Source organism: Kitasatospora sp. NPDC049258, assembly GCF_040678895.1.
Classification (GTDB): Bacteria; Actinomycetota; Actinomycetes; order Streptomycetales; family Streptomycetaceae; genus Kitasatospora.
The window spans coordinates 117,245-133,336 of the sequence record NZ_JBFAQT010000004.1 but is presented as its reverse complement, the minus strand read 5'-3'; the positions used below and the strand labels follow the sequence as shown (position 1 = coordinate 133,336).

At 71.4% G+C, this 16,092-nt stretch carries 16 protein-coding genes; 6 read left to right on the top strand and 10 right to left on the bottom strand.

Annotated elements, in window-relative coordinates; genetic code table 11:
- Position 1: 1 nt before the first annotated feature.
- A complete protein-coding gene (locus AB0K43_RS05370) occupies positions 2-340 on the bottom strand; it encodes a hypothetical protein (RefSeq protein WP_363635995.1) in 339 nt (112 codons plus the stop codon).
- Between the two features lie 85 nt (positions 341-425).
- Between AB0K43_RS05370 and AB0K43_RS05365 the strand changes: the two genes are divergently transcribed.
- A complete protein-coding gene (locus AB0K43_RS05365; RefSeq protein ID WP_363635993.1) occupies positions 426-1,067 on the top strand; it encodes a DUF2461 domain-containing protein in 642 nt (213 codons plus the stop codon).
- Between the two features lie 48 nt (positions 1,068-1,115).
- Here the strand turns inward: AB0K43_RS05365 and AB0K43_RS05360 are convergent, their stop codons facing one another.
- Positions 1,116-2,057, bottom strand: coding sequence for a heme o synthase (locus AB0K43_RS05360; protein ID WP_363635991.1), 942 nt, complete (start codon positions 2,055-2,057; stop codon positions 1,116-1,118).
- 480 nt (positions 2,058-2,537) lie between these two features.
- Between AB0K43_RS05360 and tkt the strand changes: the two genes are divergently transcribed.
- From tkt to pgl, 5 genes are all read left to right on the top strand, one after another.
- Complete coding sequence (tkt, locus tag AB0K43_RS05355) at positions 2,538-4,634, top strand: transketolase (protein ID WP_363635989.1); 2,097 nt, start codon at positions 2,538-2,540, stop codon at positions 4,632-4,634.
- 101 nt (positions 4,635-4,735) lie between these two features.
- The gene (gene tal / locus AB0K43_RS05350) at positions 4,736-5,851 is read left to right on the top strand and encodes a transaldolase (RefSeq protein ID WP_363635987.1); all 1,116 of its coding nucleotides are present in this window, start codon (positions 4,736-4,738) and stop codon (positions 5,849-5,851) included.
- A 121-nt stretch (positions 5,852-5,972) separates the two neighbouring features.
- Positions 5,973-7,478, top strand: a complete 1,506-nt coding sequence (gene zwf, locus AB0K43_RS05345) for a glucose-6-phosphate dehydrogenase (RefSeq protein WP_363636278.1) — start codon at positions 5,973-5,975, stop codon at positions 7,476-7,478.
- Entirely contained in the window at positions 7,475-8,617 is a 1,143-nt protein-coding gene (opcA, locus tag AB0K43_RS05340) for a glucose-6-phosphate dehydrogenase assembly protein OpcA (protein ID WP_363635985.1), read from the top strand. Before zwf ends, opcA begins: the two co-directional genes overlap by 4 nt.
- Entirely contained in the window at positions 8,614-9,375 is a 762-nt protein-coding gene (gene pgl / locus AB0K43_RS05335; protein WP_363635983.1) for a 6-phosphogluconolactonase, read from the top strand. The genes opcA and pgl overlap by 4 nt, the downstream gene beginning before the upstream one ends.
- Positions 9,376-9,446: 71 nt before the next feature.
- On the opposite strand, the gene AB0K43_RS05330 is transcribed toward pgl, so the two are convergent.
- The 8 genes from AB0K43_RS05330 to gap form a co-directional block, all read right to left on the bottom strand.
- Positions 9,447-10,457 carry an ABC transporter permease subunit gene (locus tag AB0K43_RS05330; RefSeq protein ID WP_363635981.1) on the bottom strand — a complete coding sequence of 337 codons (1,011 nt, stop codon included), beginning with the start codon at positions 10,455-10,457 and terminating at the stop codon, positions 9,447-9,449.
- The gene (locus AB0K43_RS05325) at positions 10,454-11,386 is read right to left on the bottom strand and encodes an ABC transporter ATP-binding protein (protein WP_363635979.1); all 933 of its coding nucleotides are present in this window, start codon (positions 11,384-11,386) and stop codon (positions 10,454-10,456) included. Before AB0K43_RS05325 ends, AB0K43_RS05330 begins: the two co-directional genes overlap by 4 nt.
- Positions 11,383-11,805, bottom strand: a complete 423-nt coding sequence (locus AB0K43_RS05320; RefSeq protein WP_363636276.1) for a GntR family transcriptional regulator — start codon at positions 11,803-11,805, stop codon at positions 11,383-11,385. The genes AB0K43_RS05325 and AB0K43_RS05320 overlap by 4 nt, the downstream gene beginning before the upstream one ends.
- A 142-nt stretch (positions 11,806-11,947) precedes the next feature.
- Positions 11,948-12,283 carry an RNA polymerase-binding protein RbpA gene (locus tag AB0K43_RS05315; protein WP_082526474.1) on the bottom strand — a complete coding sequence of 112 codons (336 nt, stop codon included), beginning with the start codon at positions 12,281-12,283 and terminating at the stop codon, positions 11,948-11,950.
- A gap of 224 nt (positions 12,284-12,507) precedes the next feature.
- Positions 12,508-12,744, bottom strand: a complete 237-nt coding sequence (secG, locus tag AB0K43_RS05310; RefSeq protein WP_363635978.1) for a preprotein translocase subunit SecG — start codon at positions 12,742-12,744, stop codon at positions 12,508-12,510.
- Between the two features lie 88 nt (positions 12,745-12,832).
- Complete coding sequence (gene tpiA / locus AB0K43_RS05305) at positions 12,833-13,618, bottom strand: triose-phosphate isomerase (protein WP_363635976.1); 786 nt, start codon at positions 13,616-13,618, stop codon at positions 12,833-12,835.
- 4 nt (positions 13,619-13,622) lie between these two features.
- Positions 13,623-14,828 (bottom strand): phosphoglycerate kinase, encoded by a 1,206-nt coding sequence (locus AB0K43_RS05300; RefSeq protein WP_363635974.1) that lies wholly within the window; start codon positions 14,826-14,828, stop codon positions 13,623-13,625.
- A gap of 155 nt (positions 14,829-14,983) precedes the next feature.
- On the bottom strand, positions 14,984-15,988 hold the full coding sequence (gap, locus tag AB0K43_RS05295) for a type I glyceraldehyde-3-phosphate dehydrogenase (protein ID WP_363635972.1): 1,005 nt from the start codon (positions 15,986-15,988) through the stop codon (positions 14,984-14,986).
- Positions 15,989-16,092 lie beyond the last annotated feature (104 nt).

Below are 16,092 nucleotides of genomic sequence, written 5' to 3'. Positions count from 1 at the left end.
ATCAGCCGCCGATCTGGATCCCGGCCATCCGCTTCCACTCGTAGGCGCCGGTCCTGACCTTCAGCCCGAGCTCACCCTCGAAGGTGTCGTGCACCTTCACCCCGGCCAGCTCCGCGGCACGAAGGCCGACGGCGTGGGTCGGGGCGACCTGGTCGCCCCAGGCGCCGTCCGCGCCCACCACGACGATCCGGGTGGCGACGGCGCCGACGTACTCGACGACGCCCTCGGCGCTGCCGCCGTGCTGGGCGGCGAAGCGGGTCAGGTGCTTGGCGATGCGCTTGGCCCGCCGCTCGGCGCGGGCGTCGGGCGCGGCGGTGGTGGCGTTCTCTGCGCTGGTCATGCCCGCATGCTACCGATCGGTAGACCGGCCCGCGACGGGGGCGCGGTGTGCGGCGGGCCACACCTGCGGCGGATAGCCTGGACCGGTGACTTTCCGAGGCTGGCAGGACGAGGCGCTGGAGTTCTACGAGCGGCTGGAGGCCGACAACTCCAAGGACTTCTGGACGGCCCACAAGGAGCGGTACGAACGCGCGGTGCGCGAGCCGATGGCCGAGCTGCTGGAGCAGCTGGAGCCGGAGTTCGGGCCCGGCAAGATCTTCCGGCCCAACCGCGACGTCCGGTTCAGCGCCGACAAGGCCCCCTACAAGACCCACATCGGCGGCTACCTGTCGGCCGGCGGCTACATCCAGCTCTCCGCCGACGGCCTGGCCTGCGGCAACGGGATGTACCGGCTGGCCGCAGACCAGCTGGAGCGGTACCGGGCGGCGGTGGCCGAGGATCTCAGCGGGGCCGAGCTGGAGCGGGTGATCGCCCGGGTGGGCAAGGCCGGCCCGGTGGTCTCCGGCCGGGACGCGCTGAAGACCGCGCCGCGCGGCTACCCCAAGGACCACCCGCGGATCGGCCTGCTGCGCAACAAGGGCCTGGTCGCCTGGCAGGAGTGGGAGCCGGCCGACTGGCTGGGCACCCCCGAGGCGTACCGGCGGATCACCGCCTTCCTGCGGGTCTCGCAGCCGCTCAAGGACTGGCTGGACGCGCACGTCGGCCCGAGCGAGCTCCCGGCACGCTGAAGGGCCCCCGCCGGCGTACCGGTGGGGGCCCTTCGGGCGGAGCCGGGCCTACTTGACGAAGGGGTCGACCGCGATGACCACGAACAGCAGGGTCAGGTAGGTGATCGACCAGTGGAACAGGCGCATCTCCTTGAGCTTGGCGCCCACCATCCCGGCCTTGGCGCGGGTGTGCAGGCCGTGCGCCTCCTTCAGCCAGGCCACGCCCAGCACCGCCGCGGCCACCGGGTAGAGCCAGCTGGTGTCCGCCAGCGGCCACAGCGCCAGCGAGACCAGCACCATCACCCAGGAGTACGCGACGATCTGCCGGGCCACCGCCAGGTTGCCCTTGATCACCGGGAGCATCGGCACGCCGGCCCGGGCGTAGTCGTCGCGGACCTTCATCGACAGCGGCCAGTAGTGCGGCGGCGTCCAGAAGAAGATCACCAGGAACAGCACCAGGGCCGACCAGGAGAGCGAGTTCGTCACGGCGGCCCAGCCGACGAAGACCGGCATGCAGCCGGCGATGCCGCCCCAGACGATGTTCTGCGCGGTGCGGCGCTTGAGGCCCAGGGTGTACACGAAGACGTAGAAGAGCAGCGCGGCCAGCGCCAGCGCCGAGGCCAGCGCGTTGACCAGCAGGCCCAGCCAGAGGGTCGAGCCGACCGCGAGGGCGATGCCGAAGACCAGCGCCTCGCGTGGCGAGACCATGCCGGTGACCAGCGGCCGGCGCTCGGTGCGGGACATCACCGCGTCGATGTCGCGGTCGATGTACATGTTCAGAGCGTTGGCACCGCCCGCGGACAGGTAGCCGCCCACCACGACCCAGAGCACCAGCAGCGGATCCGGCACACCGCGCTGCGCCAGGAACATCACCGGTACGGTGGTGATCAGCAGCAGCTCGATGATCCGAGGCTTGGTCAGTGCGACGAAGGCCCCGACACGGGCCCCGAACGGCCGATGCGCAGGCGTCGCTCCGACCGCCCCGGCGGGGCGGGATTCGACGGCGGTCACGAACACCCCAACTCACGATGAACCTTCACAGGCGTCCACCGGACCCCTGGGGTACCGATACGTCCGCTCTGCGCGTACCACGCCACCTTAGACGCTCCATATCTCCCGACCGGCCCCGGGGTACCCCGGCGAGCCGAACCGCACACCGCCGGGTGAATCACCGCAGACCGGACAGGAGATATGACCGTCGATGCCCCCATTTGCACCACTCCCCCGTCTTGCCCCTCGGACGGGCGAAACGGGGGAATTTCCATGAAGGTAGGACAGAGGAGCTGACACAGTGCCACGGGAATGGGGCCCCGCGATCCCCGGTTGTCCCACCACGCAGGGTGAGGGGCTCCCAGAGCGGTAGGCTCGCACAGAGAAGCGGGATCAACCCTCCGTGACCGGCACCATCGATGCGTCAGGCCCACAGCGACGTGGCCGACCCGGTCCCCTTCACGGGGTCACACTTCACTATGGAAGGAGCCCTGAGTCAGGGTGAGCACGACGCCGAACGTATTCGAGTGGACCGAACTGGACCAGAGGGCGGTGGACACCGCCCGGGTCCTGGCCATGGACGCCGTGCAGAAGGTGGGCAACGGCCACCCCGGCACGGCGATGTCCCTGGCCCCCGCGGCTTACGTGATCTTCCAGCGCTTCCTGCGCCACGACCCGACGGACCCGTCCTGGGTGGGTCGTGACCGCTTCGTGCTGTCCCCGGGGCACACCTCGCTGACGCTCTACACCCAGCTCTTCCTGTCCGGCTACGGCCTCTCGCTGGACGACCTGAAGGCGTTCCGGGTCGCCGGCAGCCGCACCCCGGGCCACCCGGAGCACGGCCACACCGCGGGCGTGGAGACCACCACCGGCCCGCTCGGCCAGGGCATCGCGAACGCGGTCGGCATGGCGATGGCGGCCCGCTACGAGCGCGGCCTGTTCGACCCCGAGGCCCCCGCCGGCGAGTCCCCGTTCGACCACACCATCTGGGCCATCGTCTCCGACGGCGACCTGGAGGAGGGCATCTCCGCGGAGGCCTCCTCGCTGGCCGGCCACCAGAAGCTGGGCAACCTGGTCGCGCTGTACGACGACAACCACATCTCGATCGAGGGCGACACCGCGACGGCCTTCTCCGAGGACGTCCTGGCCCGCTACGAGGCCTACGGCTGGCACGTCCAGCGGATCACCCCGAAGTCCGACGGCGACGTCGACGTCTTCGCCCTCGCCGAGGCGCTGGAGGCCGCGAAGGCCGAGACCGGGCGCCCGTCGATGATCGCGATGCGCACCATCATCGCCTGGCCGGCCCCGGACGCCCAGAACACCGCCAAGGCGCACGGCTCCGCGCTCGGCGACGCCGAGATCGCCGCGACCAAGAAGGTCCTCGGCTTCTCGCCGGAGAAGACCTTCGAGGTCTCCGATGCGGTCCTGGAGCACGCCCGGCACGTGATCCAGCGCGGCAAGGCCACCCGCACCGAGTGGGAGCAGGGCTTCCACGCCTGGCACGCCGCCAACCCGCAGCGCGCCGCCGACTTCGACCGGATCCAGATCGGCGAGCTCCCGGCCGGCTGGGAGAAGGCCGTGCCGACCTTCCCGGCCGGCAAGGAGGTGGCCACCCGCAAGGCCTCCGGCGAGACCCTCAAGGCGCTCGGCGCGGTGATCCCGGAGCTGTGGGGCGGCTCGGCCGACCTCGCGGAGTCCAACCTCACCACGATCGACGAGGACAGCTCCTTCCTCCCCGAGGGCAACCCGCTGAAGTCCGCGAGCCCCTACGGCCGCACGATCCACTTCGGCATCCGCGAGCACGCCATGGGCTCGGCCATGAACGGCATCGCGCTGCACGGCCGCACCCGGGTGTTCGGCGGCACCTTCCTGGTCTTCGCCGACTACATGCGCCCGGCCGTCCGGCTCGCCGCGCTGATGAAGCTGCCGGTCACCTACGTCTGGACGCACGACTCGATCGGCCTCGGCGAGGACGGCCCGACGCACCAGCCGGTCGAGCACCTGGCCGCGCTGCGGGCCATCCCGGGCCTGGCCATGGTCCGCCCGGCCGACGCCAACGAGACCGCGGTGGCCTGGCGCACCGTGCTGGAGCGGCACACCAGCCACCCCGGCCCGGTCGGCCTGGCCCTGACCCGGCAGAACGTGCCGACCTTCGACCGCGAGGTCTTCGGCTCCGCCGAGGGCACCGCGAAGGGCGGCTACGTGCTGGCCGAGGCCTCCGACGGCGCCCCGAAGGTGATCCTGATCGGCACCGGCTCCGAGGTCCAGCTGGCCGTCCAGGCCCGCGAGGCCCTGGAGGCCGAGGGCATCCCGACCCGGGTGGTCTCGATGCCGTCCATCGAGTGGTTCAACGAGCAGGACCAGGCCTACCGCGACAGCGTGCTGCCGCCGAACGTCCGGGCCCGGGTCTCGGTCGAGGCCGGCATCGCCCAGGGCTGGCGCGAGCTGGTCGGCGACGCCGGTCGGATCATCAGCCTGGAGCACTTCGGCGCCTCCGCCGACTACAAGGTGCTCTTCCAGGAGTTCGGCCTGACCGCCGACGCGGTCGCGGGCGCCGCCCGCGCCTCGCTGCGCACGGTCGAGGCCGTCTCCCGCTAGCACCACCGGGGCCGGGGCAGCCGACCGCACATCGGGTGCCCCGGCCCGTCTGACGACCCCACAGCAGACGAACGAAGACGAAAAGAAGAGGACTGAGCACCATGACTGACGCACTGAAGCGCCTCAGCGACGAAGGCGTGGCGATTTGGCTGGACGACCTCAGCCGTGACCGGCTGAACAGCGGGAACCTGGCCGAGCTGGTGCAGAACAAGCACGTCGTGGGGGTCACCACCAACCCGACCATCTTCCAGAAGGCCATCGGCGGCAGCAGCACCGCGTACGACGGCCAGCTGCGCGACCTCGCCGTCCGCAAGGTCACCACGGACGAGGCCGTCCGTATGATCACCACCTGCGACGTGCGGGACGCGGCCGACGTGCTGCGCTCGGTCTACGACGCCTCCAACGGCCGCGACGGCCGGGTCTCCATCGAGGTCGACCCGCGCCTGGCGCACGAGACCGCGCCGACCGTGGCCGAGGCCAAGCAGCTGTGGTGGCTGGTCGACCGGCCGAACGTGTTCATCAAGATCCCCGCCACCAAGGCCGGCCTGCCCGCCATCACCGAGGTGCTCGGCAAGGGCATCAGCGTCAACGTCACGCTGATCTTCTCGCTGGAGCGCTACCGCGCCGTGATGGACGCCTACCTCTCCGGCCTGGAGAAGGCCAAGGCCACCGGCCTGGACCTGTCCTCGATCGAGTCGGTCGCCTCCTTCTTCGTCTCCCGGGTGGACACCGAGATCGACAAGCGCCTGGAGAAGATCGGCGGCGACGCCAAGAACCTCCGCTCCAAGGCCGCGCTGGCCAACGCCCGCCTCGCCTACCAGGCGTACGAGGAGGTCTTCGGCAGCGAGCGCTGGAAGGCCCTGGAGTCCGCCGGCGCCAAGCCGCAGCGCCCGCTGTGGGCCTCCACCGGCGTCAAGGACCCGGCCCTGCCGGACACCCTGTACGTGACCGAGCTGGTCGCCCCCGGCACCGTCAACACGATGCCCGAGGGCACCCTGGACGCGACCGACGACCACGGCGTGATCACCGGTGACACCATCACCGGCAACTACGCCGACGCCGCGTCCGTGATGGCGGCCATCGCCGCCGCCGGCGTCGACTACGACGACGTCGTCCAGGTGCTGGAGGACGAGGGCGTCGAGAAGTTCGAGGCCTCCTGGAACGAGCTGCTCGACACCGTGACGGCGTCGCTGGCCTCGTTCGCGAACGAGAAGTGACCCCGCTCGCCACCGTCGCACTGGAAGCGGAGCCCACCACGTGAGCAACACCCAGCCGTACCCGGACGTCGAGGGGGCGGACACCGAGCAGGGCGACGCCCCGCTCGTCCCCGCCAACCCGCTGCGTGACCCCGCCGACCGGCGCCTGCCGAGGATCGCCGGGCCGTCCGGCCTGGTGATCTTCGGCGTGACCGGTGACCTGTCGCGCAAGAAGCTCATGCCCGCCATCTACGACCTGGCCAACCGCGGCCTGCTGCCCCCGGGCTTCTCACTGATCGGGTTCGCCCGACGGGAGTGGGAGGACGAGGACTTCGCCAAGGAGGTCCACGAGGCGGTCAAGCAGCACGCCAGGACCCCTTTCCGCGAGGAGGTCTGGCAGCAGCTGGCCAAGGGCATGCGGTTCGTCCAGGGCACCTTCGAGGACGACGACGCCTTCGACACCCTGCGCAAGACCATCGAGGAGGTGGACCAGGCGCAGGGCACCAGCGGCAACTTCGCCTTCTACCTCTCGGTGCCGCCGAAGGCCTTCCCGATCGTGGTCCAGCAGCTCAAGAAGCACGGGCTGACCGACCCGCCGGCCGGCTCCTGGCGCCGCGCGGTGATCGAGAAGCCGTTCGGCCACAACCTGGAGAGCGCCCAGGAGCTGAACCGGATCGTCCACGAGGTCTTCCCCCGGGACGAGGTCTTCCGGATCGACCACTACCTGGGCAAGGAGACCGTCCAGAACATCCTGGCGCTCCGCTTCGCCAACACCATGTTCGAGCCGATCTGGAACCGGTCCTACGTGGACCACGTGCAGATCACCATGGCCGAGGACATCGGCATCGGCGGCCGGGCCGGGTACTACGACGGCATCGGCTCCGCCCGGGACGTCATCCAGAACCACCTGCTCCAGCTGATGGCGCTCACCGCCATCGAGGAGCCGGCCTCGTTCCACCCCAAGGCCCTGGTCGCCGAGAAGCTCAAGGTGCTCAGCGCCGTCCAGCTCCCCGAGGACCTGGGCAAGCACACCGTGCGCGGCCAGTACGCGGCCGGCTGGCAGGGCGGCGAGGAGGTGATCGGGTACCTGGAGGAGGACGGCATCAACCCCAAGTCCAAGACCGACACCTACGCCGCCATCAAGCTGGAGATCAACAACCGCCGCTGGGCGGGCGTCCCGTTCTACCTGCGCACCGGCAAGCGGCTCGGCCGCCGGGTGACCGAGATCGCGGTGGTCTTCCAGCGCGCCCCGTACCTGCCGTTCGACTCCTACGCGACCGAGGAGCTGGGGCAGAACGCCCTGGTCATCCGGGTGCAGCCGGACGAGGGCGTCACGGTGCGGTTCGGCTCCAAGGTGCCCGGCACCTCCTTCGAGGTCCGCGACGTCACGATGGACTTCGCCTACGGCGAGTCCTTCACCGAGTCCAGCCCCGAGGCGTACGAGCGGCTCATCCTGGACGTCCTGCTCGGTGACGCCAACCTCTTCCCGCGCCACCAGGAGGTCGAGCTGTCCTGGGGGATCCTCGACCCGATCGAGAACTACTGGGACACCCACGGCAAGCCCGCCCAGTACCCCGCGGGCGGCTGGGGGCCGGCCGAGGCGGACGAGATGCTCGCACGAGACGGCAGGAGCTGGCGGCGGCCATGAAAATCGACCTGACGAACACCACGTCCAGCAAGATCAACGCCGCCCTGATGGGCGCCCGCCGGGCCGGCGGCGCCGGGATGGTGCTCACCCTCGTCATCGTCACCGACGAGGGCAGCGCCTACGACGCGCTCAAGGCCGCCAACGACGCCTCCCGCGAGCACCCCTCGCGGATCCTGGCGGTCATCAAGCGGGCCGGGCGCTCCCCCCGGGCCCGCGCCGAGACCCGGCTGGACGCCGAGCTGCTGGTCGGCTCCGACGCCGGCCCGGGCGAGACCGTCATCCTCCGGATGCACGGCGAGCTCGCCAGCCACGCGCAGTCGGTGGTGCTCCCGCTGCTGCTGCCGGACGCCCCGGTGGTGGTCTGGTGGCCGGAGAACGCGCCGGAGAACCCGGCGCACGATCCGCTCGGGGCCCTCGCCCAGCGCCGGATCACCGACGCGGTCACCGCCGAGTCGCCGGTCGCCCAGCTCGCCCAGCGCGCCGCCAGCTACACCCCGGGCGACACCGACCTGGCCTGGACCAGGATCACCGGCTGGCGCTCGATGCTGGCCGCCGCGCTGGACCAGCGGCCCGCGAAGATCACCTCTGCGGTGGTCGAGGGCGAGTCCTACAACCCCAGCGTGGAGCTGCTCGGCCTGTGGCTGACCTCCCGGCTGCGGGTCCCGGTGGAGCGGGTCGTCACGGCCGGCCCCGGGATCACCGCCGTCCGGCTGCGGGCGGAGGAGGGCGACATCACCCTCGACCGTCCCGACGGCCTGCTCGGCACGCTGGCCATGCCCGGCGCGCCGGACCGGATGGTCGCGCTCAAGCGCCGGGACACCGCCGAGCTGATCGCCGAGGAGCTGCGCCGGCTCGACCCGGACGACATCTACGCGGCGGCCGTCCGCACCCCGGTCGACCGGCTCCGGGAGCCGGCCGACGCCGGCGCCCGGCCGTCGGCGGAGCCGGTGGCCGCCTCGGTCGCCGCCCCCGCCCGGGTGACGGCCAAGGTGCCGGTCACCGAGGCGCCCGCCACCGAGCAGGCGGCCGTCAAGGCGGCCGGGCCGAAGAAGACCGCGGCGAAGCCGTCGGTGGCGAAGTCCACGGCGAAGAAGGCCGTGGCGAAGAAGTCCGCACCGCGCAAGCGCAGCGGCTCATGACGGCGGGCGGCCGGCAGCTCGTCGTCCACCACGACAAGGAGCTGATGGCGCAGGCGACCGCGGCCCGGCTGATCACCCGGATCGTGGACGCCCAGGCCGCCCGCGGCACCGCCTCGGTGGTGCTCACCGGCGGCCGCAACGGCAACGCCCTGCTGGCCGCGATCGCCGCCTCCCCGGCGCGCGACGCGGTCGACTGGGCCAGGCTGGACCTCTGGTGGGGCGACGAGCGCTTCGTCCCCGCCGCGGATCCGGACCGCAACGCCGTCCAGGCCAGGGCCGAGCTGCTGGCACAGGTGCCGCTCGACCCGGCGCGGGTGCACGAGATGCCCGCCTCCGACGGTCCGGACGGCTCCGACCTCGACGCGGCCGCCGCCCGCTACGCCGAGGAGCTGGCCAAGGCCGCGGAGCCGGGGCGGCAGCTGCCGGCGTTCGACGTGCTGCTGCTCGGCGTCGGCCCGGACACCCATGTCGCCTCGCTCTTCCCCGACCACCCGGGCGTGCGGGAGACCGAGCTGACCGTGATCGGTGTGCGGGAGGCCCCGAAGCCGCCGCCCACCCGGATCTCGCTCACCCTCCCGGCGATCCGGGCGGCCCGCGAGGTCTGGCTGCTGGCGGCCGGCGAGGACAAGGCGGACGCGGTCGCCCTCGCCCTGACCGACCCGGGCGAGCAGCAGGCCCCGGCCTGCGGCGCGTACGGCACCGAGCGCACCCTGTGGCTGCTCGACCGGACGGCCGCGGCGAAGGCCCGCGCGGCGTAGGGCCCACCGACCCGCAGGGGCGGGGTGGACGCACGATGCGCGTCCACCCCGCCCCTTTCGGCTGTCCGGTCTCAGTCCGCGCGGCGGTCCCGCCGGAACAGGAGGACGACCAGGGCGGCGGTCAGCACCAGGCACAGGGCGGACTCGACGCCCTGCAACGGCCAGTAGTCCGCGGCGCTGTGCACCTCGGCGTACTCGCGGGCGCCGTCGGTGCCCGCCAGACAGGAGGTGTAGCGGTCGGAGTCGACGCAGACGTCGTACGGCAGCCGCTTGCCGTCCGGTGTCAGGAAGCCCTGGCCGAAGCTCCAGACGTCGTTGGGCAGTTCGGAGCGCGACCCGAAGCGGGTCTGCCACGGCACCAGGTACGGCCGCACGCTCGCCAGCGCGATCTGCAGCAGCACGACGACACCGAAGGTGATCCCCATCGCCGGCACCACCCGGCGGGTCACGCTGCCCGCGGTGGCACCGACCGCCAGCGCCAGCAGCGTGGTGGCCACCAGCACCGGGCCGCCGGAGACGATGAACGCGCTGCTGCACCAGGCGACGCCCGAGACGAAGTCGGCCGACGGGAGCCACATCCAGCGGTACAGGCCCATCAGCGCGGCCGAGCCGAGCAGCGCCACCGCCCCGACCGTGGCGAGCTTCGCCGCCAGCCAGCGGGTACGGCTGACGGACTGCCCGAGCACCAGGCGCCAGGTGCCCTGCTCGTACTCGCGGGAGAACAGCGGGCCGCCGACCATGACGCCGGCCGCGGCCGGGAGCATCAGCAGCAGGTAGCCGACACCCTGCAGGATCGGGGCGTACCGGCCGCGGAAGTCGTCGACCGCGCGCTGCACGCCGTCGCTCTGGCAGGCCGGGTCGAGGCTGATCGCCGCGCAGCCGGCGATGTGGTGACTGTCGATGTACCCGGTCATCGCGGCGCGCAGGATCGGGAAGACCACGGCCGCGGTCACCACCGCGGCGAGAGCGATCAGGATCAACAGGCGCTGCTGGCGCCACATCAGCCACCAGATGCCGGTCGGGGCGAACCGGCGGCGGGCCGTGGGGCCGGCGGCGGGGCGGGCGGTGTCCACGGTGGTCATGCCGCCACCGTCCGCTCGGCCGGCCGGGCCTCGGCGGTGAGCAGGGCGGGCACGCCGGGGGTGCGCAGATGGGCCAGCAGGACTTCCTCCAAGGTGGGTTCGGCGACCTCCCAGCCCTCCGGCGCGGGGCCGTCCGAGCGGATGAGTGCGGTGATCCGGCGGCCGGTGCGGCTGATCTCGACCACCCGGCCGGGCTCCGGGGCCTCGGCGCCGTCGTCACCGATCAGCAGCTGGTGGCCGGCGACGAGCTCGTCGATGTCACCGGCCAGCAGCACACCGCCGCCGGAGAGCAGCACCAGGTAGTCGCAGGACTCCGCCAGCTCGGCGATGACGTGCGAGGAGATCAGCACGGTGATCCCGCGCTCGGCGGCCTCCGCCATCAGCAGGCCCATCAGCTGGTGCCTGGCCAGCGGATCCAGGTCGGACATCGGCTCGTCGAGGACCAGCAGGTCGGGCAGCGCCCCCAGGGCCAGGGCCAGCGAGACCCGGGTGCGCTGCCCGCCGGAGAGGGTGTCGATCCGCGCGGTGGGCCGGATCCCGCCCTGGGCCACCACCAGTTCGGCCTTGGCCTGGTCCCAGCGGGGGTTGAGCTCACGGCCCAGCCGCAGGGTCTCGGCCACGCTGAAGCCCGGGTACAGCGGCTTGTCCTGGGCGACGAAGCCGACCCGGCCGTGGTTGGCCGGGTCGCCGGCCGGGCGCCCGAAGACCTCGGCGGTGCCCTCGGTCGGCGCGAGCAGCTGCGCGACGAGCGACATCAGGGTGCTCTTGCCCGCCCCGTTCGGCCCGACCAGCGCGCAGATCCGGCCGGCCGGGAGCCGGAAGCCGCAGTCCTTCAGCGCCCAGCCGCTCCGGTAGCGGCGGCCGAGGCCGCTGACCTCCAGTGCTGCCGGCCCGCTCTGCGCGGTGCCGGCGGGATACAGCCCGTTCATCCGTTCCCCTCCGGTGCCTCGGCCGCGCCCTCCGGGCGACCTGTGAACTCCTCGTCGACCACCGATCCGACCAGCGCCTCGACATCGGCCCGGCCGAGCCCGGCCGCCCTCGCCCGGGCCGCCCAGGCGGCCAGCTCGGTGCGGAGCGGGGAGCCGGCGGCGGACTCCTCCCGGGCCAGCGAGCGCAGCACGAAGGTGCCGAGCCCGGGCCTCGGCGCGACCAGGCCCCGCCGCTCCAGCTCGCGGTAGGCCTTGAGGACCGTGTTGGGATTGACGGCCGTGGCGGCCACCACCTCCTTGGCGGTGGGCAGCCGGTCCCCGGGCCGGAGGTGGCCGAGCCGCAGGGCGTGCTCGGTCTGCTGGACGATCTGGAGGTAGGTGGCCACACCGCTACGGCGGTCGATCCGGTACTCGAGCACTTCCACCACTATTCCACTAAGTAGTTAGTGGAATAGTGGTGGAAGAGAGGCCCCACCGTCAAACCGCGACGGTGGGGCCCGGGGTGAACGGGAGAAGGGGCCGGGCCATCGGCCCGGCCCCTTCTCCAGAGGAGAAGTCTGCTCAGATCTCGCCGCGGAGCTTGGCCAGCGCCTCGGCGAGGATCGCCTCGCCGTCGGCGTCGGTGCGACGCTCGCGGACGTAGGCGAGGTGGGTCTTGTACGGCTCGTTGCGGGCCGGGGCCGGGGGGTTGTCCTCGTCCTGACCGGCAGGGAAGCCGCAGCGGGGACAGTCCCAGGTGTCCGGGATGGCCGCTTCGGCCGCGAAGCTGGGGCGCGTCTCGTGCCTGTTCGCGCACCAGAAGGAGATCCGGTTGCGGGGGGCGGACTCGCCGCGCTCCGCCTCGCCCATCGGGCCGGCGCCGACTCTGCTTCCTCGGATGGCGTTGCCACTTGCCACGGTCTGACTCCCTGCGTGCTGGTGCGATGCGACCTCGACCGATGCCCGGGATCCGGCCGGGACTGCGGCCGGTACCCACTGCCGCCCGGCCGCGGCCTGCGGACGGTGGCGAAGTCGTCCTAGTGTAAGCGGGAGTTAAGGATCTGCCACCACCGCCTCCGCCACCGGGCCTCACCAGGATAGGCGGCCGGGCGACGCCCCGTCAGATCCGTGGTGAAGCCGGTTCAGTTCTTGTACTTGAGCACCAGGCCGAGGACCACGATGCAGGCGAACCAGGCGCCGCCCACCAGGATGGTGATCCGGTCCAGGTTGCGCTCGGCCACCGCCGAACCGCCGCCGGTCGACATCGCGCCACCGCCGAACATGTCGGACAGGCCGCCGCCCTTCCCCTTGTGCAGCAGCACCAGGAGGATCATCAGCAGACTCAGGATGATCAGGGCAATCGAGAACCCGAGAACCACGACGGGACCAACTCTCTCGTATCTTCGGCGAAGGGGCCGGGCCGCGTGGAAGCGGTCCGGCCCCAAAGCCTACGTTGCTGCGGCGGCGTTAGCCTACTGCCTGGTCACGGTACCGCACGATCTTGACGAACTCGTCGGCGTCCAGGGAGGCACCGCCGATCAGGGCGCCGTCCACGTCGGGCTTGGCCATCAGGCCGGCCGCGCTGGAGGACTTGACCGAACCGCCGTACAGCACCCGCACCTTGCCGGCCAGCTCGGCCGAGTACAGCTCGGCCAGGCGGGCGCGGATCGCCGCGCAGACCTCCTGGGCGTCCTCGGGGGTCGCCACCTCGCCGGTGCCGATCGCCCACACCGGCTCGTACGCGACCACGACGGACTCGGCGTCCGCGGCCGGCACCTCGGACAGCGCGCCGTCCAGCTGGGCCAGGGTGTGCTCGACGTGGGTGCCGGCCTTGCGGACCTCCAACGGCTCGCCGACGCACAGGATCGGCGTGATGCCGTTGCGGTAGGCCGCCTTCACCTTGGCGTTGACGATCTCCTCGTTCTCGCCGTGGTACTGGCGGCGCTCGGAGTGGCCGATCACCGCGTAGCTGCACTTGAGCTTGGCGAGCATCGGGCCGGAGATCTCACCGGTGTAGGCACCGGAGTCGTGCGCCGAGACGTCCTGCGAGCCGTACTTGATCTTCAGCTTGTCGCCGTCGACCAGGGTCTGCACCGAGCGGAGGTCGGTGAAGGGCACCAGGATCGCGACCTCGACGGCCGCGTAGTCCTTGTCGGCCAGCGCGAAGGCCAGCTTCTGGGTGTGCTGGATGGCCTCGAGGTGGTTGAGGTTCATCTTCCAGTTGCCCGCCATCAGCGGGAGACGGTCACTCATGCGATCAGCCTTCCAGGGCGGCGAGTCCGGGAAGGGTCTTGCCCTCCAGGTACTCGAGGCTCGCGCCACCGCCGGTCGAGATGTGCCCGAACTTCGTCTCGTCGAAGCCCAGGATGCGGACGGCCGCGGCGGAGTCGCCGCCACCGACCACGGTGAACGCTTCGCTGTCCAGCAGCGCCTGCGCGACGGCCTTGGTGCCCTCGGCGAAGGTGGGGTGCTCGAAGACGCCCACCGGGCCGTTCCAGAACACGGTCTTCGCGTCGGCCAGCTTGGCCGCGAACAGCTCCCGGGTCTTGGGGCCGATGTCCAGGCCCTCCTTGTCCGCGGGGATCCCATCCGCGTCGACGACCGCGAAGTCGGTGACCGGGGCGTGGGTCTTGGTGTCGGGGAAGCTCCCGGAGATCGCGATGTCCACCGGCAGGACGAACTCGACGTTGTTCTCCTTCGCCCGCTCCAGGTACTCCAGGACGACCGGGATCTGGTCCTTCTGCAGCAGCGAGATGCCGACCTCGTGGCCCAGGGCCGCGAGGAAGGTGTACGCCATGCCGCCGCCGATCAGGATCCGGTCGGCCTTGCCCAGCAGGTTGTCGATCACGCCGACCTTGTCGGAGACCTTCGAGCCGCCGAGCACCACCGCGTACGGGCGCTCGACCTCCTCGGTCAGCCGCTTGAGCACGGCCACCTCGGTGGCGATCAGGTCGCCGACGGCGTGCGGCAGGCGGGCCGGCAGGTCGTAGACCGAGGCGTGCTTGCGGTGCACCGCACCGAAGCCGTCACCGACGTAGAGGTCGGCCAGCTCGGCCAGCCGGTCGGCGAAGGCGCCGCGCTCGGCGTCGTCCTTGGCCGTCTCACCGGCGTTGAAGCGCAGGTTCTCGAGCAGCGTGACCTCGCCGTCGGCCAGGGCGGCGACGGTGGCCTTCGCGCTCTCGCCCACCGTGTCGGTCGCGAACGCGACCGGGGTGCCGAGCACCTCACCGAGGCGGACGGCCACCGGTGCGAGGGAGAACTGCGGGTCGGGCTCGCCCTTGGGGCGGCCCAGGTGGGAGGCGACGACGACCTTCGCGCCGGCCCGCACCAGCTTGGCGATGGTCGGGGCGACGGCGCGGATCCGGCCGTCGTCGGTGATCCTGCCGTCGGACAGCGGCACGTTCAGGTCGGCGCGGACGAACACGCGCTTACCGGCGACGTCGAGGTCTTCGATGGTCTTCACGGTCTTCGAATCTCCTGGGGAGAAGGTGGCGCGAGGCAGCGGCACGGCGGCGGGCCGCCGAGTTCGAGTGAGGGTGCGGTGCGCAGCGGCAGGGCCCGGACGGCTCAAGTGCCTTCCGGGCCCTGCCCCTTACGTCACTTCAGCGCCCGCTGGGGTCAGAGCTGTCCACCGACGAGGGTGGTCAGGTTGACGAGGCGGTTGGAGTAGCCCCACTCGTTGTCGTACCAGCCGAAGACCTTGACCTGGTTGCCCTGGACCATGGTCATCAGCGAGTCGAAGATCGTGGAGAACGGCGAGTTGACGATGTCGGAGGAGACGATCGGGTCCTCGGTGTACTGCAGGATGCCCTTGAGGGAGCCCTCGGAGGCCTTCTGGAAGGCCGCGTTGACCTCCTCGACGGTGACCTCGCGCTCCAGGGTGACGACCAGGTCGGTGATCGAACCGGTCGGCACCGGGACGCGCAGCGAGGTGCCGTCCAGCTTGCCCTTGAGCTCGGGCAGCACCAGGGCGGTCGCCTTGGCGGCACCCGTCGAGGTCGGGATGATGTTCAGCGAGGCGGCGCGCGCGCGACGCAGGTCCTTGTGCGGGAAGTCCAGCGTGACCTGGTCGTTGGTGAACGCGTGCACCGTCGTCATCAGGCCCTTGACGATGCCGAAGTTCTCGTTCAGCACCTTCGCCAGCGGCGCCACGCAGTTGGTGGTGCAGGAGGCGTTGGAGATGACGGTGTGGTTCGCCGGGTCGTACTTCTCGTCGTTGACACCCATCACGATGGTGACGTCTTCGTCGGTCGCGGGGGCGGAGATGATGACCTTCTTGGCACCGGCCGTCACGTGCTTCTTGGCCTGGTCGGCCTTGGTGAAGATGCCGGTGGACTCGATCACGACGTCGACACCCAGCTCGCCCCAGGGGAGGTTGGCCGGGTCGCGCTCGGCGATGACCTTGAAGGTCTTGCCGTCCACGGTGATGCTGTCGGCGGTGTGGGACACCTCGGCCTGCAGGGTGCCCAGGATCGAGTCGTACTTGAGCAGGTGCGCCAGGGTCTTGGTGTCGGTCAGGTCGTTGACACCGACGATCTCGATGTCTGCGGCCTGGGCCCGAACCGCACGGAAGAAGTTGCGGCCAATGCGGCCGAATCCGTTGATGCCTACCCGGATCGTCACGAACCGATCTCCTTGTTAGGTACGCCGGACCTAGCCCGACGGGGTGGAAATGGGATGTCCCCGACCAGCACTGACCCTACCTCCCCAAGGGCTGCACGGGCACA